17 protein-coding genes are annotated in these 17,787 nt (G+C 40.9%); 2 read left to right on the top strand and 15 right to left on the bottom strand.

Annotation, left to right across the window (positions count from 1 at the left end; genetic code table 11):
* Positions 1 to 115 precede the first annotated feature (115 nt).
* The gene (locus tag ACHSBP_RS08005) at positions 116 to 802 is read left to right on the top strand and encodes a response regulator transcription factor (protein WP_010561224.1); all 687 of its coding nucleotides are present in this window, start codon (positions 116 to 118) and stop codon (positions 800 to 802) included.
* A gap of 81 nt (positions 803 to 883) precedes the next feature.
* On the opposite strand, the gene ACHSBP_RS08000 is transcribed toward ACHSBP_RS08005, so the two are convergent.
* The 13 genes from ACHSBP_RS08000 to ccoG form a co-directional block, all read right to left on the bottom strand.
* On the bottom strand, positions 884 to 2,596 hold the full coding sequence (locus ACHSBP_RS08000) for a TonB family protein (RefSeq protein ID WP_010561225.1): 1,713 nt from the start codon (positions 2,594 to 2,596) through the stop codon (positions 884 to 886).
* Between the two features lie 84 nt (positions 2,597 to 2,680).
* The gene (locus ACHSBP_RS07995) at positions 2,681 to 4,195 is read right to left on the bottom strand and encodes a YifB family Mg chelatase-like AAA ATPase (RefSeq protein WP_010561226.1); all 1,515 of its coding nucleotides are present in this window, start codon (positions 4,193 to 4,195) and stop codon (positions 2,681 to 2,683) included.
* Positions 4,196 to 4,254: 59 nt separating this feature from the next.
* On the bottom strand, positions 4,255 to 4,875 hold the full coding sequence (locus ACHSBP_RS07990; RefSeq protein WP_010561227.1) for a trimeric intracellular cation channel family protein: 621 nt from the start codon (positions 4,873 to 4,875) through the stop codon (positions 4,255 to 4,257).
* Positions 4,876 to 4,877: 2 nt separating this feature from the next.
* Complete coding sequence (locus ACHSBP_RS07985) at positions 4,878 to 5,279, bottom strand: ACT domain-containing protein (protein ID WP_010561228.1); 402 nt, start codon at positions 5,277 to 5,279, stop codon at positions 4,878 to 4,880.
* 65 nt (positions 5,280 to 5,344) lie between these two features.
* Positions 5,345 to 5,944 (bottom strand): 3-isopropylmalate dehydratase small subunit, encoded by a 600-nt coding sequence (leuD, locus tag ACHSBP_RS07980; protein WP_010561229.1) that lies wholly within the window; start codon positions 5,942 to 5,944, stop codon positions 5,345 to 5,347.
* Complete coding sequence (leuC, locus tag ACHSBP_RS07975) at positions 5,944 to 7,344, bottom strand: 3-isopropylmalate dehydratase large subunit (RefSeq protein ID WP_010561230.1); 1,401 nt, start codon at positions 7,342 to 7,344, stop codon at positions 5,944 to 5,946. The genes leuD and leuC overlap by 1 nt, the downstream gene beginning before the upstream one ends.
* A 61-nt stretch (positions 7,345 to 7,405) precedes the next feature.
* Entirely contained in the window at positions 7,406 to 8,485 is a 1,080-nt protein-coding gene (gene leuB, locus ACHSBP_RS07970) for a 3-isopropylmalate dehydrogenase (RefSeq protein WP_105171115.1), read from the bottom strand.
* Positions 8,482 to 10,029 carry a 2-isopropylmalate synthase gene (gene leuA / locus ACHSBP_RS07965; protein ID WP_010561232.1) on the bottom strand — a complete coding sequence of 516 codons (1,548 nt, stop codon included), beginning with the start codon at positions 10,027 to 10,029 and terminating at the stop codon, positions 8,482 to 8,484. Before leuA ends, leuB begins: the two co-directional genes overlap by 4 nt.
* A 366-nt stretch (positions 10,030 to 10,395) precedes the next feature.
* Positions 10,396 to 11,502 carry an EAL domain-containing protein gene (locus tag ACHSBP_RS07960; RefSeq protein WP_010561233.1) on the bottom strand — a complete coding sequence of 369 codons (1,107 nt, stop codon included), beginning with the start codon at positions 11,500 to 11,502 and terminating at the stop codon, positions 10,396 to 10,398.
* 242 nt (positions 11,503 to 11,744) lie between these two features.
* Positions 11,745 to 12,377, bottom strand: a complete 633-nt coding sequence (locus ACHSBP_RS07955; protein ID WP_010561234.1) for a thiol:disulfide interchange protein DsbA/DsbL — start codon at positions 12,375 to 12,377, stop codon at positions 11,745 to 11,747.
* Between the two features lie 10 nt (positions 12,378 to 12,387).
* A complete protein-coding gene (locus ACHSBP_RS07950) occupies positions 12,388 to 13,014 on the bottom strand; it encodes a thiol:disulfide interchange protein DsbA/DsbL (protein ID WP_010561235.1) in 627 nt (208 codons plus the stop codon).
* 9 nt (positions 13,015 to 13,023) lie between these two features.
* A complete protein-coding gene (locus ACHSBP_RS07945; protein WP_010561236.1) occupies positions 13,024 to 13,998 on the bottom strand; it encodes a serine/threonine protein kinase in 975 nt (324 codons plus the stop codon).
* The gene (gene ccoG / locus ACHSBP_RS07940; RefSeq protein ID WP_010561237.1) at positions 13,999 to 15,423 is read right to left on the bottom strand and encodes a cytochrome c oxidase accessory protein CcoG; all 1,425 of its coding nucleotides are present in this window, start codon (positions 15,421 to 15,423) and stop codon (positions 13,999 to 14,001) included. It abuts the gene before it with no gap.
* Positions 15,424 to 15,550: 127 nt separating this feature from the next.
* On the opposite strand from ccoG, the gene ACHSBP_RS07935 reads away from it, so the two are divergent.
* A complete protein-coding gene (locus tag ACHSBP_RS07935; RefSeq protein WP_040641533.1) occupies positions 15,551 to 15,898 on the top strand; it encodes a hypothetical protein in 348 nt (115 codons plus the stop codon).
* A gap of 518 nt (positions 15,899 to 16,416) precedes the next feature.
* On the opposite strand, the gene ACHSBP_RS07930 is transcribed toward ACHSBP_RS07935, so the two are convergent.
* Complete coding sequence (locus ACHSBP_RS07930) at positions 16,417 to 17,010, bottom strand: UPF0149 family protein (RefSeq protein WP_010561240.1); 594 nt, start codon at positions 17,008 to 17,010, stop codon at positions 16,417 to 16,419.
* Between the two features lie 9 nt (positions 17,011 to 17,019).
* The gene (locus tag ACHSBP_RS07925; RefSeq protein WP_010561241.1) at positions 17,020 to 17,787 is read right to left on the bottom strand and encodes a type II secretion system protein N; all 768 of its coding nucleotides are present in this window, start codon (positions 17,785 to 17,787) and stop codon (positions 17,020 to 17,022) included.

Below are 17,787 nucleotides of genomic sequence, written 5' to 3'. Positions count from 1 at the left end.
TGGGCCGTTATTATTTCTGTACACATGCATTTTGTGACATAACATTTCTATTTTTCATTCAGTGCAAAATTGGTGATAATATTGCTTCGGGCAGAAAAACACATTAACGAGCATTATGACAATACAAGTACTTCTAGTTGAAGATGACTCCTTGCTAGTAAGGCGCATTCAATCACATTTTAGCAATAGTGATTTTAGTTTTGTGGTAGACGAAACCGGCGCAAATGCAGCTGAAATCATTCGTTCTAACCACGAAATCAAACTAGCGATTGTTGATATTGTACTGCCGCAGGTAGACGGCCTAGTGCTCGCTAAAGAGATAAATCTAGTTTCCGATATCGGTGTGGTTGTACTTTCAAGCCGCGATTCGCAAGAAGATCGCATTTTAGGGTTAGCACAAGGTGTAGATGACTACATTTGTAAGCCAGTTGATTTACTTGAGCTAGAGCTAAGATTAAAAGCGCTTGCTAAGCGTCTTAACTTGTTTCAAACCAATGACGAATACATTGAATATTCAGATATCAAAGTGCACCCAGAACATCGCACACTTATCATTGCCAGTGGCGATGAAATACGATTAACTGAAGCAGAACATAAAGTACTAATTTCATTAATAGGTAATGCTGGTAAACCAACTAGCCGTGAAAAACTATCGGAAGAAATCGGTCAATCTGACTGGAGCCCATCAGACAGAACCGTTGATGTATTAGTTGGTCGCCTACGCAAAAAACTCGGCGATGAAAAAGAACAAAAGCGTATTGTTACAGTACGTGGCAAAGGCTATATGATTGCCCTAGGTTAATGATAACAATTTACTTAACTAGCGAATAAACATAAAAAAGGCCGCTTTTGCGGCCTTTTTTAATTGATTAATGTTAGCTTTTTACCAAGTGCCAAGTTTTGAATTTTCGTAAGCTGCTAATCGCGCTTTCGCTGCATCAACAAAGTAATCTTTATCCCACGCCTCTTTAACTGCTTTTTCTTGCATATCAATGGCTTCTTCAAATTGACCTAATTTTGCATAGGCCGCTGCCATGTATTCATATGCCCATGGGTCATCTTTCTCATCAACCACTTTTTTGGTTAATTCAATCGCGTAATTTAGCTCACCTTGATTATGTGAGTCGCGCGCATAAACACCAGCAAGTTCACGCATTGCAATATAATCACCCTGCTCAGAAGCGGCGGTTAGCCACTCTTTTGCTTGATTAAGCTGCTCTTTGTTTGCGTTCGTTTTTTGTAAAACACATTTTGCAGCCAAGGTTTGTGCTGGTGTATGACCAAGGTCCGCTGCAGTACCTAAAATACGCAAATTACAACCCGAGCCTAACAACATAAGTGACGCAAAATCACCGCCTTGCGCTGCTTTTAAACGCCAGTAGCTCGGCATTTCTTCACGCGGTTTGGCAATAATCTTTTTCAGTTTTACATTTTGGCGATTAAGGTAATTTGAGTAGGTATTATTTCGCGTTTCATTGTTATAGAAAAACTCAGCTAAAAATGGACCATATTCAGCTTGTTCATCGCCGCTTACCAAGACGTGCCAGTTATTCATAGTTTTAACTGCCAGTTCATCGAGTTCTTTCGGTGCTTTATAATCACCAGTTGCCTCAAAGCGAAGCGTATTACCTTGCTTATCTAACCATACTAAATATGCAAAGTTATAAAAATCTTCCTCGAGCTGAGTGTTATTAGAAAAGTTATCGGCATTGCTCGCGAGTAAATTCGCCTCACCTTGTGAACTTGAAACCGTGTCGTCTGGTAAATAAGCCACCTTCAACATGTTGTCGTCGCTCATTAACTCTAACATATCAGCTAATTCTGCTTGTGCTTTGCTGTTGCCACGCTTTGCTTTAGCAAGTAATTGTTTGTGTTTGCTCGCTAGCTTTTTACGCGTTTCTTCTGGAATATCTGTACGTTTAAACATGCCGCTAAACTGCGCTTGGCTAAACTTTCGTAATGTACCGCCCACTTTTAAGATTTGGTAACGTGAATTTTCAAGTTTTTCACGTACACTCTGTGCAAATTCATCAGTAGGATAGCTTTGTAACAACTGCATATCTCGCACAATACCATTGCGGTCGATATCAAATAGATATCGCGCCATACCTGGAATACCCTCTTTAAATAAACTACCTGGGTACTTAGCTTCTGGATTTTCAGTGCGTTTAGGTGGCGGGTTATACGCACGGCCAAATGGCAATGCATAACGAATATTCTTGCTACCAGCTTTACCATAAAAACCAATTAATTCATCTGCTTTGGCTTTTGCAGCTTTGGTTTGCGCTGGGGTTAAGCGGCGTTCAACTGTTTTTAATGCTTGCCTTGCTGTTAGAAAGCCATTTTCAATGGCTACGGCTAAGTATGCGTATGCTAAAACGGGGTCTTGCGGTACGCCCTGTCCGCGTAAGTATTGAACACCCAAATTAAATTGGCTTTTACCATGACCGAGGTGAGCTGTTTTTTGAAAAAGTTTAAAGGCTTGCGCGTAGTCTTGATTGAGATAGAGATCCATCGCGCGATCAGCATTTGCGCTTGCTGAAAAGCTTTGACCCACCAATAAAATACCGGCTATTACACTCGCTAACTTTTTCATTTCAACTCCTGTCAATTGCACCAAACTTCATGTTAACAGCTGGTTAATAGTGGTGCAACTGAGGAAACGCCTAAGCTGCAGTATTTATACACGTGTGAGCGTATTTAATAGTCGCTCGAAGGCACGGTAACTAATCGCCTCTTTAATATGTGTCAGCGCAACCGTTTTTTCAGCGGCTAAATCAGCAATGGTGCGCGCTACTTTTAGCACACGATGATACGACCGCGGCGATAAATCGAGCTTATCAGTAACAAGTGCCATAAACGCTAAGCTTTCATTATCGAGAGTAACGACTTGATCAAGTTCGCTATTGCTAAGTAATGCATTTAACTTGCCCTGACGTTGGTATTGTCGCTGTTGCGCGGCAACAACCCGATTACGAATAATCTCAGAGCTTTCGCCTTGCTGTGTTGACTGTAATTCGTGGGTTTTTAGTTTAGGAAGTTCTACTTGCAAATCGATTCGATCAAGAAATGGCCCTGAGACACGACTTAAGTATTTAAGAATTTGTTCTGGCGATGCGCGATTATCACGATGACACCCTGTAGGGCTGGGGTTTAACGCACAAATTAGCTGAAAATTAGCTGGGAACTCTGACTGCCTTGCTGCGCGCGATATAGTGACTTTTCGTGTTTCTAATGGTTCACGCAAACTGTCTAATACTTTGCGTTCAAACTCAGTAAGCTCATCTAAAAATAGCACGCCATTATGGGCAAGGCTGATTTCACCTGGCTTGGGATTAGAAGAACCACCAACCAAAGCAACCGCAGAGCAAGTATGATGCGGTGCACGAAACGGCCTTACCTGCCACTCACTGTTGTTGATAGTTTTACCGATAATTGAATAGACAGTTGCAGTTTCAAGCGCTTCAGATTCAGTAAGTGGCGGCATAATGGTCGCCATTCGTGCTGCCAACATGGATTTTCCAGTACCAGGCGGACCAAGAAACATTACATTGTGTTTTCCCGCTGCAGCTATTTCAAGTGCGCGCTTGGCCTGAGCTTGACCTTTTACTTCTGCCATATCAATTGTGTAGCGCGAAGTTAACGCTTCAGCTTGTGGGCTATTTAAAGTAAATTCAATCGCTTGCTGGCCCGTTAAGTCTTGGCAAACCTGATTTAAACTACTGGCATGCTTGGTATTGCAGTTTGTTACCAACGCCGCTTCACTGGCGTTGAACGCTGAAATATAAACCGTTTTGCCACTATTAACGTTTGCGATTAACGACGATAGCAGCCCCAACACCGGACGAATTTCCCCACTTAAAGACAGTTCGCCAAAAAATTCAAGTTGTCGCAAATCGAGCTGGCCCAATTGATTAGAAGCCAACAAAATACCAACTGCTATGGCTAAATCGAAACGGCCACCTTCCTTCGGTAAATCGGCAGGCGCTAAATTTACAGTAATGCGTTCCTGCGGAAATTTAAATTGGCTGTTGATGATTGCGCTGCGCACACGATCTTTAGCTTCTTTAACTGATGCCTCAGGCAAACCGACTATGGTAAATTTAGGTAGGCCACTGGTGATATGTATTTCAATGGTAACAAGCGGGGCATCCATCGCGACTTGTGCGCGAGAATAAACACAGGCAAAAGACATTCCATTGTCCTTAATTTATTTCTTTCTTTTAGTGTAGCGTATATTTAACGCTCAGCTGCTTACTTTTCTTTATTGTATTTAAACACGTGTAGGCTCCAGCCCCACTTTATTGCGCCCATACGTAAGCTTAATGTACCTAGCATTCCCACCAACATGGCAATATTTGTTGATACGCCTAAGTTCAAACTTTGAGTATACAAAATACCACCAAAAATACAGGTAGTTGCATACAGCTCACTTTTTAAAACCATAGGTGTGGTACGCGCAAGTACGTCACGGATCATGCCACCAAAACAGCCGGTAATTGTGCCCATTACAATTGCGGTTAGGTCTGGCATGCCTAAACTTAACGCTTTTTGCACCCCCATAACTACAAAAAATGCCAACCCTAATGCATCAGCTATTTCAAGCAACACTTGTGGAAAGCCGCGTTGACGATTGAGCCATACAATGGTGATGGCGCTAGCGATAAAAATCGAAATCAAATATGTGGGATCTTTTAACCAAAAAACCGGCACATCTAAAATCACATCGCGCGTTGTACCGCCGCCTATTGCAGTCGCGGATGCTAAAACCACTACACCAAAGCCATCTAGTTTCTTTTTATAAGCGACAAGTGCACCAGAAATCGCAAAAACGGCAACGCCAAATAAATCAATCCAATGGAATAACGAATCCATAATTAACCTGCTTGCTGCGCTAACGTTTCAAGCACATCGATAGCTTTGTTTGCATCTTGCTTGGCAACTAAAATATGGTCGTGATAAAAGCCCGCGATCACATTTGCGCTAATCCCATGCTTTGCTAACGCACTTGAAAATGCCGCCGTTAAGCCTACCGCATCAAGGCTTGAGTGAATTTGCAGTGTGATTAACGAAAATTCTGAAGCATATTCTAACTGCCATTCCACGGCTTGTTGTTTGGTGAGAACTAACGTCACTCCTTCAGGCTCGTTGATGCGCGCAAATACCTTATCCATATCAAACGCTTCAACATTTGATACAGATACAAATACATAGCTTTGCGGCTGTAACAGCGGTCGCATATTTTTTATCAGTAGTTGTAAGTTCGTTTCGCCAAACATAATTATTTTCCTGTATAAAAAAAGGCTGTAAACACAGCCTTTTTCATTCTAATTTCATCTGGCAGTTATTGCCAAGCTCTTTGGCTTGTAAGTTGTTGTTCAAAGGCATCAATCTTATCGTTTAGTGTTTCTGTTACACCAATAAAATCTAACCCTGATAACAAGCGCTGTTTAATATCGGGACGAATATCAAACTTAATATCATCAAAGTGTTCGCTTTTAATAACTTGATTTTGCAAATCAATTTCAACATTTACTTGGGAAATCTGCTCTGTTACGTGAAATAGGTGATCAAGTGTTTCGCTCGGAAATGCGATAGCAAGTATTTGATTATTCGCACAATTATTAAAAAAGATATCGGCAAAGCTCTGAGCTAAGATTACCGTAAAACCATACTGCTTTAATGCCCATGGCGCGTGCTCACGCGATGAACCACAACCAAAATTATCGCGTGTTAACAACACGCTAGCGCCTTGATATCGCGCTTCATTTAAAATGAACTCAGGGTTCGCATCGCCATTATCTAAATAACGCCAATCGTAAAAAAGCGCCTTATCAAAGCCATCACGACTTGTTGATGTTAAGAACTGCTTCGGAATAATTTGGTCTGTATCGACATTATTTTTATCAAGTGGTGCCATTAAACCGCTGTGAAAAACACTCATTAGATACCTCCTCGAATATCAACAAATCGACCATGAATAGCTGCAGCTGCTGCCATTGCTGGGCTTACTAAGTGCGTGCGACCACCTCGGCCTTGGCGACCTTCAAAATTACGGTTAGATGTCGACGCACAGCGTTTGCCAGCACCTAAGCGATCATCATTCATAGCTAAGCACATTGAACATCCAGGCTCTCGCCATTCAAAGCCTGCTTGCTTGAAAATATCAGCAAGGCCTTCGTCTTCTGCTTGTTTTTTAACTAAGCCTGAGCCTGGTACCACTAACGCTTCAACGCCGACCGCGACTTGCTTACCTTTAACGAGCGAGGCTGCCGCACGTAAATCTTCAATACGACTATTTGTGCAACTGCCAATAAATACCGTGTCGACCGAGAGATCTGAAATCTTTTGGCCCGGCTTTAAGTCCATATAAGCCAGCGCACGACGAATTGCATCAGCTTTAATCAAGTCACTTTGTGCATCTGGATCTGGGATTAATTGGTCAATGCCAATCACTTGCTCTGGACTTGTACCCCAAGTAACCTGTGGCTGAATATCCGCAGCATTCAATACAACGGTGTGATCAAACACGGCATCATCATCGCTCTTTAGGGTTTGCCAATACGCAACTGCTTGCTGCCAATCATCGCCTTTTGGTGCAAACGGACGCCCTTCTAAGTAGTCGTAAGTTGCTTGATCAGGTGCAATTAAGCCTGCTTTAGCACCCATTTCAATGCTCATATTACATAGTGTCATGCGCGCTTCCATTGAAAGCGCACTGATTGCTTCACCGCAAAACTCTGCAACATAACCTGTACCACCTGCGGTACCTAATTTACCAATGACCGCTAAAATTATGTCTTTTGCGGTTACACCAAGGTTAATTTTGCCATCAATTTGGATTTTTAAACTCTTGGCTTTTTTCTGCTGTAATGTTTGTGTTGCTAATACATGCTCTACTTCTGAAGTACCAATACCATGCGCTAACGCCCCAAACGCACCGTGAGTCGAAGTATGGCTATCGCCACATACAATGGTTGTACCCGGTAAAGTGATACCTTGTTCAGGCCCCATTACATGCACAATACCTTGGTTAATTGAATTAAGATCGTAAAGTACAATGCCAAACTCTTCACAGTTTTGCTTTAGTGCAATTAATTGGTTTTTTGAAACTTCGCTTGCAGCATCTAATGAGCGACTTTTTGTCGATACGTTATGGTCCATTGTTGCAAACGTCTTTTCAGGACAACGGACTTTACGGTTTGCTTCACGCAGGCCTGCAAATGCCTGTGGTGATGTAACTTCATGTACTAAGTGTCGATCAATATAAAGTAAATCACTTTCTTCATTAATGGCAGTAACTTTGTGAGCCTGCCAGATTTTATCGTATAAGGTCTGAGCCACGTCATTCCCCTTGCTATTATCGGTGACGGAGGCCTGTTAAATTCAGGCCTAAAATTTAAAATTAAATACGCGCAATAATTTCTTTTGCAACGTCTAACGTGGTGTAACCCGCGGTAGGGAAAATATCTGGAGTTCCCACTCCGGCTGCAACAGCTTCTGCCACTGCCTTTTCAATCGTGCGTGCGGCTTCATCTTGCTTAAGTGAGTAACGCAGCATTAACGCCGCACTTAGAATTTGTGCGATTGGGTTAGCAATGCCTTTGCCAGCAATATCTGGTGCTGAGCCACCAGCAGGTTCATACAAGCCAAAACCAGTTTGATTTAAGCTTGCCGATGGCAATAACCCCATCGATCCTGTGATCATTGCGCATTCATCCGATAAAATATCGCCAAACAAGTTATCGCATAGCAATACATCAAACTGACTTGGTTCTTTTACAAGTTGCATCGTTGCGTTATCGATATAAATATAATCAAGCGCCACGTCTGGATAATCTTTGCTTACTTCGGTTACCACTTCACGCCACAGTACGCTCGATGCCAGCACATTTGCTTTATCTACCGAAGTAACTTTGTTTGCACGTAACTTAGCGGCTTCAAACGCAAAGCGCGCAATGCGTTCAATTTCTTTACGTGAATACCTTTGTGTATCGAATGCGTATTCATCAGCACCTTCGCCACTACGGCCTTTATCACCAAAATAAATGCCACCGGTAAGTTCACGTACACATAAAATATCAAAGCCTTTTGAGCTAATATCTGCACGCAGTGGAGATGCAGCACTCAATGCAGGTAATAATTGTGCTGGGCGCAAGTTGCAGAACAAGCCAAAATGTTTACGAAGCGGCAATAATGACGCACGCTCAGGCTGCTCTGATGGTGGTAAGCCTTCCCATTTCGGACCGCCAACTGAACCGAACAAAATAGCATCAGCTTGTTCGCACGCAGCTAGCGTAGTATCTGGCAATGCCTTGCCAAATTGATCAATCGCTGCACCACCAATAGCGTGATGATTTAAGCTCAATGAAAAATTAAACTTTTCACTAACCGCATTTAATACGTCGATTGCGGCGGTCATCACCTCTGGTCCAATGCCGTCACCGGCTAATACTGCGATGTCGTAATTTGACTGGCTGCTCATACTGCTTTCCTTTGTAGTTTTAGATCAGACACTTGCTGCGCCCGATAAATTAAATTGTGAACTCGAACCAAAGCGCGTACTGACGCTTCTACTATATCTGCTGCTAAACCTGCGCCGTGATACTGACGACCGTCAAACTTAGCAATAATATCAACCTGACCAAGCGACCCCTCGCCTTGCCCTGTTGCGTCTAAATTATATTCAATTATTTCAACATCCATATTAGTCATACGTTTAATAGCTTTGAATGATGCTTCAACCGGACCGTTACCCGTAGCAGCTTCAGTTACTTCTTTACCACCTATGGTCATGCCAATACTGCTGCTAGCAATTGACTGAGAATTTGATGTTGAATGAACAAATGACAATTGATAGAAATCGCTTTCATCCGATTGATTATTAAAATAAATCATGGCTTCAAGGTCATAGTCATAAACCGTGCCTTTCTGATCGGCTAACGCTAAGAAGCTTTTGTACAACGCATCCATATCGTAATCTTCAGCTTGATACCCTAATTCGCTTAAACGATGCTGAATAACATGACGACCTGAACGCGAAGTCATATTTAATTGGTTGTTTGGCACACCGACTGTTTCTGGCGCCATAATTTCGTAAGTGTTTTGTGCCTTTAATACTCCGTCTTGGTGAATGCCCGAACTGTGAGCAAACGCATTTTCGCCAACAATGGCTTTATTTGGTTGCACTGGCATATTGCAAATTTGACTGACTTGTCGTGATGCGCGATAAATTTCTTCGCTGACAATATCGGTATGTAATTTAAGGTGATCTTCACGCATTTTTAAGATCATCGACACTTCTTCAAGTGAGCAGTTACCCGCGCGTTCACCTATACCATTAACCGTACACTCAATTTGACGTGCGCCCGCTTGCACTGCGGCAATTGAGTTAGCAACTGCTAAACCTAAGTCATTGTGACAATGCACACTTAAACGTGCTTTATCGATATTAGGCACGTTATTCATTAAATGTGTGATCATTGCGGCATATTCATCTGGCGTTACATAACCTACGGTATCAGGCAAGTTAATAGTTGACGCTCCTGCATTAATCGCAGCTTCAACAATGCGGCATAAATCGCTATGCGGCGTACGCCCTGCATCTTCACAAGAAAACTCTACGTCATCAGTGTAGTTTCGCGCTTGCTTAATCGAACGCACCGCCATTGCTGTTGCGTCATCAAGGCTCATGCGTAATTTATGTTCAAGATGTAATGGACTGGTTGCGATAAAGGTATGAATACGACTTTTTTCAGCTGGTTTTAATGCTAAACCACATGCTTCAATGTCTTTTTCAACGGCACGCGCTAAACCACAAATTGATGGTCCTTTAACTTCACGGGCGATGCGTTCTACTGCTCTAAAATCAGCTGGACTAGAAACCGGAAACCCAACTTCCATAACATCAACGTTTAGTCGGCTGATTGCATGAGCCAGCTGAAGCTTATCGTCCTCTGTAAGGCTTGCTTTTAATGCTTGCTCACCATCGCGTAACGTCGTATCAAATATCCAAATTTTATCGCTCATACCTGCACCTTTGCCCTAATATAAAAAAACCCCGCATTTAGCGGGGTTTTTGCAAACTTTTCAGTCAAATACACTAAGCCCCGCTTCTGCAATTACGCAGTAAGAGGTTGTTTAGAAGTAGGCTAATCGTGTTTTTTGACATTTTTATTTAGTTTCCATCATTAACTAAGGCAATTTAACCATTAGCAAAAGAACAAAACAAGCATAAAAAATCCAAATAATCGGTATAAAAAGCGATTTAAAAGGAATTTAAATACAAAAAAACAAAGTTTATTGAAATATATTTTCACTTTTGACGAATTTAGAAAAATATTAGTCAATCGTGATAAGTGTTATGCATAAAAAATAAAATTAAAAATGAGCAAATTAAATACGATTATTTTTTAACATCTCAAAAACTTGGTTTACAGGGATCGGTGGCGCTAAATAATATCCTTGCATAAAACTACATGAGAAATTGTTTTGCACGAGCTTCTGCTGCTGGTAATTTTCAATGCGCGCAAATATGTAATTAATTGAATGGTAGTGATAGGCTTGCGATACCTTATCCATTTGCTGTTTATCTAAATGCTGAAGTTGCGCAACCGGTACTTTTACTTCATCAATCACTAATGGTAACTTTTCAATATTACTAAGCACATCATCATCGCCATCAATCGCTAAACTAAAACCCAGTTCTTTAAGCCCAGTTAATAATTCAATGACCTTAGCATTTGAGCTATAGAATGCGTCCAACGGGAACTCAAAAACGATTTGTTCAGGATTAATTCCCGCGATATCTAGATGCTGGCTCATCACTTTAAGTAAGTCATACTGTTCAAGATCGATAAGCGATAAGTTAATCGAAAGGCGTACGCTGCTAAATGCAGGCAATACTTCGGCAATGCGCTTAAAGAATACTTCGCTAAAGGTCGCGATCATCTGATGATTTTCGATAGCGTTCATTACTTCGCGCGTACTCAACTGAATACCATTTTCTTGAAAACGCACAAGACATTCAAACCCTGATAGTTTTTCATTTTGGCTGCGAAATTCCGGCTGAAAATCGAGATTAATACAATCTCGTCGTGAGAGAAGTGAAGCTAATTTGTCTTTATCGATAATTTTCTCAGTCACCGAACGCTGACTAAATACTTGGTTAAAATCACTTAATTTTACCGGTTTATTAATTTGTGCGACGAGTTCACAAGGTAAGAATAATGGCACCGCATCTTCATCATTTAGCAGTAGGACTAAACGACCTTTAAAACCTGTGCCAAGCAACCAGCTCGACATATCAACATCAGTAAACGCGCTTACTGCGATAACTAATGTGTCGTCACTGGTGCCCTGTACAACTTCACTTTGTAAACTAGCGAGATTGCCCGTAGTGAAAATTCTGCCAGCCCATAGATATTCTATACACTTTTGTGTAGTAGCCCGTTGTTCTTCACTACTATCAAATATGTATACGGTTTGTTCTTTTAATTCCATGATAAAAACCATTTAAATGTGTAATTTAAGTCAAGCATAAATAAATTAATTTACCAGTTGCGCGACGTCAGCAAATTGAGCGAATTAATCTCAACCGCAACTTAAAACAGTGCTTACTCGTACTCTTATTTAAGCTTAAATTACTGAGTGAAAATTATGGTTTATGCAACCATCCCTGAGATAATGCAAAATTTAAACACAAAAAAAGCGCCTAAACAGCGCTTTTTTACTAATTGCTTAAATTATTTTTGAGCAAGGTAATTGATAAGATTCGCCATATCTTCAGCACTTGAAATGCCTGACTTACGGCCAAAGTTAACTTTGTACTTACCATTAACAATAAAGGTTGGTACTGAACCCAATGCACCTTTGCTCTTAAAGAACTCTTGTTCTTTGCTCATTTTCTTCGCTTTAGTGCGTACGCCGAAGCTCTTGTAATATTTATCGAATATTGCAGCCTCAACACCTTTAGCTACAAATACATCTTTTACGTCTGCAACTTCATTAAAGCTTTTACGCTCACCGTGAATATGGTTAAAAATACCTGCTATCACTTGGTCTTTTTGTGGCAGCGCTTCAGCTGTCGCTAACGCTTGTGACAACATTTCTTGATTTTCTTTTGAACGACCGCCCATAAAGTTAACGTGCGCTTTTTTAAATGCCACGCCGTCTTTTAGTAAAGGTTTAATGTCGTAAATCACGTTTTCCATGTTGTTACATGCAGGGCAGTAGAATGAGAAAAACTCGGTGACTTCTGGCTTTTTAGTTGCGCGATCTGAGATCACTTCGTAGTGCACGCCTTCTTCAAACTGGTTGGCAATTGCCACAACAGGCAGTGCTAAAGCTAAAAGAGCAGCTTTAAAAAATGCTTTCATTATTACTCCGTTATTTTTCTAATAGATAGTCAACGAGCGCTTTTAGCTCATCGTATGATTTAATACTGGTTAATTCGATACGGTAAATATCGTTAACAATAAATGTTGGTACGCCAGTCAACGCACGTAGGTCTGAAAAACGCTTTTGCTGTTCAACCATGTACTGTTCTTGCGCAGCAATTGCCATGCTGCCAGCTAGCTGGTCAAATTTTTCTTCTGTCACAATATCGTTTAATACAAATAAGCGACGCACATCACCGATTGTTGCGAAGCTACCGCGATTGCGATGAATAAATGAGAAGATAGCATCGCTCGCTTCACTCGCTTTACCAGCTTGTTTTGCAACTAAGTAACCAACAGAAAGCAACGATTGAGTTTTTGGGTCAATGCCGTTTAAAAAGTTTACATGACTTTTAACAAAAGTATCTGCTGGTAGTTCTTTATTTAATCGCTGGGCGATCATTTCAAAATTGTAGCAATGCGGGCAGTAGTATGAGAAAAACTCGGTTACTTGTGGTTTTTCAGATTTTTCAGTTTTAATACGTGAAAAGTGTTTCCCCTCTTCAAACGTAAACTCCTTAGCAAATAGTGCTAACGGAAAAATTAATGCAACAATTAAAAATAACTTCTTAGTCATAGGGTTCTCTTATGGCAAAAGCTTTAACGGTGCTTCGTGCAACGCAGCCAATTGCTCCTTTAAACTTAATATTTGTTGTTCCCAGTATTTGTCTGATGCAAACCACGAAAAGTTCCGTTGAAATGCTAAATCACTCCAACGTTTTGCAAGCCAGCCCATATAATTAATCATACGTAAGGCGCGCAAAGGTTCGATCAGCTTCAGTTCTTGCAAATCCAGTGATGAGAATTCGTCATATGCACACAACAACGTATCCATTTGCATGCGTTGTTCACTTTCATCACCGCTTAACATCATCCATAAGTCTTGAACTGCCGGCCCCTGACGTGCGTCATCTAAATCAACGAAAGTCAGTTCATTGCCTGTCCACAGAATATTGCCAATATGGCAATCACCATGCAAGCGGATCTCGTTAATTGGCGAATATTTCTCTTCAGTTAACGTGATAACCTGTTGCAAAACAGTCATAAACGGTGTTTCTAAGCTTGGCGATATTAAATTACTATCTATTAGAGAACGTTTAGCGTCGTGCAAAAACTCTTGGCAACTTATTGTTGGCCTAACTGCAAACTGTTTAGTTTTAGCCACATTATGTAAACGACCGATAAAACGACCTAAAACTTCCAGGTGATCGTAATTATCTGCTTCAAACGTTCTACCACCTACACTCGGAAACAGCGCAAAACGGTAGCCTTGGTATTCAAATAAACTGGTATTGTCGCGTTTTATTGGCGCGACAACTGGCACTTCACCGTCAACCAGTTCATAACTAAAATCATGCTCTTCTTGTATTTGCAAAGAACTCCAACGCTCTGGGCGATAAAACTTCACTACATAACGTTTGTTATCTTCAGCCACAAACTGATAAACGCGGTTTTCATAGCTGTTGAGCGGTAAAAGCCCCGATATAGGGTAAACGCCAATGCTTTCAACCGCGTCTAAAATACGTTCAGGCGTTAAATCACTAAAATCAAAAGTCGACATTTAACGTCCTTTAAAGAACTTACTTGGCTGTGCAAGTTGCGTCTGCGTTTGATCTGTACGCTGCAATACAAAATGAAATTCGGTAATTGGCGATTTCAAATCATACGGATCAATTGCAATTGACAACGGCAGGCTATACGACTCACCGGAACGAATATGCACTTGTGTTTTACCAATAATATTAAAATTATTTAGCCCCTCAACTGCGATGGTGTATTCGTGATCTTGCTGTGATTTATTGAGAATTTTTAAGGTGTATGTGTTTTCAACTAAACCTTCATTAGTTACGCGGTAAAGCTGATTTCGGTCGCGAATAATATCAAGGTCCATAGGAATACGAGTCATCACATCCGCAACAAAAATACCGCAAATAACAAGCATTACGACCAAGTAGCCAATAATTTTCGGACGAAACGCGTGAGTTTTTTTATCAGATGTTAAGTTACGCTCTGTGGTGTATGAAATAAGCCCTTTGTCATAATTCATTTTATCCATCACTTCGTCACACGCATCGATACATGCACCACAGTTAATGCATTCGTACTGTAATCCATTACGGATATCAATGCCTGTCGGGCAGACATGCACACACATTTTACAATCAATACAATCGCCTAAACCAAGCTCTTTTGGATCTTGTTTTCTGCCGCGCGGACCACGGTTTTCACCGCGCTTTTCGTCATAGCTAACAGTGAAGGTATCTTGGTCGAACATCGCTGATTGAAAACGCGAATAAGGACACATATGTAAACACATGATTTCGCGCATCCAGCCTGCATTGCCATAGGTACAAAACGTAAAAAACAATACGCCACCAACGGCATATGCCGTTGCTTCAAAGGTGAAAAAATCCACCATGAGTTCACGAATAGGCGTGAAATAACCAACAAAGGTTAACGAGGTAAAAAGTGAGAAACCAACCCAACTTAAATGTTTCGCTGATTTTCGCCAAAACTTATCAAAGTCCATTTTACGCTGATCGAGTTTTTTACGCTGATTCGCGCTGCCTTCGATTTTTTCTTCAAACCAAATAAAGATAAACGTCCACACAGTTTGCGGGCACATATAGCCACACCAAACTCGACCATAAAAAGTCGTTACTAAAAACAGAGCAAACGCACCAATCATAAAAATCCAGGCAAGAATGGTTAAATCTTGCGGCCATAATGTCATGCCAAAGATATTGAATTTTTGATTGAAAATATCGAAAAGAACCGCCTGATGACCGTTGAAGCTCACCCATGGCAGTAACATAAAACTAAGCATGGCAATAAAACCAAGGTACTTACGTAACTTTTGGTGTAAGCCTTTTACAGCACGAACATAAATGCGGTTGCGCGGGTTAAAACGGTCAAATTTTTCCGCGTCAGGCTTATGTACCTTTACTTCGGTTGGGATATTTTTTACTTTAATTTGCTTGTCCATGGCGCCCCTAGGTTTGCAAACTTGTAGATAAGTTGCTTAATTATAACAATTGTCTTTGCTAGTGCGATGCATTTTATTAAACTAAATGCACAGCAAATTAGTGCTAAATCAAAAAAAAGAAAAGTTTATGAAAAATTACTTCTTATTTGTATTGGTCATTCTTATCTTAGCCAGTGTTGATCACCCAAGCATTGCTAAGCCGCGACAAGAGCTTTATGACAAAGTTATGGGCGTACTGAGCGATTCGAGCAAAGTAAAAACAGATCAAGAAGCTGCTCGTTCATTAGAGCGTGCCAAGGAAAAACTTCGTTTATCGCAAACTGCTGAGGACTATTTAACTAAGCAACTTGCCACTAACCAAAAAATGTCATCGTTTAACACCCGTTACTGTGTACAAAAAGAGCTTAATTCTTATTTTTACGGGGATGACTTAAGACAAATTTGTAAAATTATTGCGGAAGAATCTAAACGTTAATTATGGATTTTTCACAGCTTAATAAAAAGTTTGCAAAAAACTTTAATGATCAAAAAGCCGTTTTAAAAAAGCTCTTAAAAGGCGGTACAGTTAATTGCAATACGTGTAACAAGCCCCTTAGCGTAGCACTTAACGACAAAGACGGTGAGTTTATTGTAAGTTGTGGATCTGGCTGCACTCGGCTCACTCTTGAGATAGATTAGTTAACTCAAGCTAAGAAAAGCAAACTTTAGTTGTGAGTATCTAGGGTCTGTTGACCTTTCAAGTTCGTTTTTACAGCAGTTTGATTGGGTTTTATACAAGGCAGAGGCTGCGTGGCATAGTTATTCTATGTGAGTCAGCCGATAACACAGTAGAAAAGCCAATCAAGCGCTGCCGAATGGTTCTTTTGAGCGCACTTTTCTCATTGTTGCTCGATATTTGCTTAGATTACTAGGCCACACATCGAGCGCCGCGATAAAAGCACGCTCAAAAAGAACAAAAATAGAACAGCAAAGGTCAACAGACCCTAGATGATCTCATTCGAGATCATCTAAATCATCCTCTTCAATGAGCCCTGCATCCAGTACACATGCTTCGATAAGCTCTGCATACCCCTCAGCAAATGCTTCAAGCAAGCTGATAACATCATCACACAATGAAGCGTCGTTATTTAGATCTGCAAAAAAGCATAAATAACCTAACGTCATAGCCAGTGCTTCGCTTAGTTCCCCATTGAGATTATTCGCCGATACAATTGGCTCTATGTAATGCTTAATGCCTTGAGTAAAACCTAGCGCCCATAAATGAAGCTCACTGTCTTTTGATAAATTAGCAGCGCTCGGTTGCATCATGCTAATGCGAGAAGAAAGCGCATAGCCTTTTTCAAAAACATGATCGCTAACATCATTGTGAAAGGCCATTAACGCAAACAGTTTATCGTCGGCTAATTGCTCGCTTTTACTACCAAGCGCTTCACTTACCCAAATATCTTCAATGATCGGAGCTGGCGCCGCTATAAGCGCAAATAAATACCCTTCAAGCTGGGATAATGGCATCGCATAAGGTGCCATTTCACTGCTTGCTAACCAGCTCGCCAACGCGTGCTTATCTATTTGTGTAAATTCAATCATGTTTTGTACTTAGAACTTAAACGGGTAGCGCCCGCTATTATCTGGCTTACCCAAAAACTTAACGGCATCATGAACTTGTTTTGGCAAACTTGCATCTGGTTTAACAAAGCCACTAACACTCATCAAGCGCATGCCATATTGCGCTTCTAGCTGCAGCCCAAGTTGGTTCTCTTCATTAATATTTAAAGTTAGCGACCCATTATCACACCCAAGCTTACCCTTGATAGTGTCAAACTCAATCCAACCTTGTAGACCTTGCACCGATAAATTGTGCGTTTCAGCATTACCAGCTAAAACATGACACAACTTATCTTTTGCTACTAATGGCAATTCAGCATTGCTCACTTTTACTTTTAAATTACCTTTACTTGGCAGCGCCATTGGCAATTTCACATTATCCATAATACTTGATGTCGAAACACGGATATTAGCACGGCTTAACTGCACCGTTTCCGCTGAAAATGGCAAAGTAACTGACGCTTTACCGTAAGGCGTATCAAAACCCCGTAAGCTACCAAACTTAATATCAGCACTCACCTTGCCAGTTAACAGACTAGCTGGTTTTAACTGCCACTCTAGCTTATCAATAAGTTGTTGATTAATTTGAGCCTGAGCGATGCGACCTTGCCAAATCGTGCCTGACACACCTACAACTTTAATATTTTTTGGTAAGTAGCTTTGTGCAAAGCCAAGCACAACCGAGGCTGGCGCAAGATATATAACAAACGCAATAAATGCGATAATAAATAACAAGATAAGAGATATCGTTTTTTTCAT

Source organism: Pseudoalteromonas sp. XMcav1-K (assembly GCF_044005875.1).
GTDB classification, from domain to species: domain Bacteria; phylum Pseudomonadota; class Gammaproteobacteria; order Enterobacterales; family Alteromonadaceae; genus Pseudoalteromonas; species Pseudoalteromonas spongiae.
This window is presented reverse-complemented; position numbering and strand designations above follow the sequence as displayed.

Bases quoted from the DNA above. Each gene is read 5' to 3' on its own strand.
- ccoG (WP_010561237.1), bottom strand. From the start codon at position 15,423: ATGGACAAGCAAATTAAAGTAAAAAATATCCCAACCGAAGTAAAGGTA.
- ACHSBP_RS07935 (WP_040641533.1), top strand. From the start codon at position 15,551: ATGAAAAATTACTTCTTATTTGTATTGGTCATTCTTATCTTAGCCAGT.
- leuD (WP_010561229.1), bottom strand. From the start codon at position 5,944: ATGAGTGTTTTTCACAGCGGTTTAATGGCACCACTTGATAAAAATAAT.
- ACHSBP_RS07995 (WP_010561226.1), bottom strand. From the start codon at position 4,195: ATGTCTTTTGCCTGTGTTTATTCTCGCGCACAAGTCGCGATGGATGCC.
- ACHSBP_RS07960 (WP_010561233.1), bottom strand. From the start codon at position 11,502: ATGGAATTAAAAGAACAAACCGTATACATATTTGATAGTAGTGAAGAA.
- ACHSBP_RS07950 (WP_010561235.1), bottom strand. From the start codon at position 13,014: ATGACTAAGAAGTTATTTTTAATTGTTGCATTAATTTTTCCGTTAGCA.
- ACHSBP_RS07945 (WP_010561236.1), bottom strand. From the start codon at position 13,998: ATGTCGACTTTTGATTTTAGTGATTTAACGCCTGAACGTATTTTAGAC.
- ACHSBP_RS08000 (WP_010561225.1), bottom strand. From the start codon at position 2,596: ATGAAAAAGTTAGCGAGTGTAATAGCCGGTATTTTATTGGTGGGTCAA.
- leuA (WP_010561232.1), bottom strand. From the start codon at position 10,029: ATGAGCGATAAAATTTGGATATTTGATACGACGTTACGCGATGGTGAG.
- ACHSBP_RS07955 (WP_010561234.1), bottom strand. From the start codon at position 12,377: ATGAAAGCATTTTTTAAAGCTGCTCTTTTAGCTTTAGCACTGCCTGTT.
- ACHSBP_RS07930 (WP_010561240.1), bottom strand. From the start codon at position 17,010: ATGATTGAATTTACACAAATAGATAAGCACGCGTTGGCGAGCTGGTTA.
- ACHSBP_RS07990 (WP_010561227.1), bottom strand. From the start codon at position 4,875: ATGGATTCGTTATTCCATTGGATTGATTTATTTGGCGTTGCCGTTTTT.
- leuB (WP_105171115.1), bottom strand. From the start codon at position 8,485: ATGAGCAGCCAGTCAAATTACGACATCGCAGTATTAGCCGGTGACGGC.
- ACHSBP_RS08005 (WP_010561224.1), top strand. From the start codon at position 116: ATGACAATACAAGTACTTCTAGTTGAAGATGACTCCTTGCTAGTAAGG.
- ACHSBP_RS07925 (WP_010561241.1), bottom strand. From the start codon at position 17,787: ATGAAAAAAACGATATCTCTTATCTTGTTATTTATTATCGCATTTATT.
- ACHSBP_RS07985 (WP_010561228.1), bottom strand. From the start codon at position 5,279: ATGTTTGGCGAAACGAACTTACAACTACTGATAAAAAATATGCGACCG.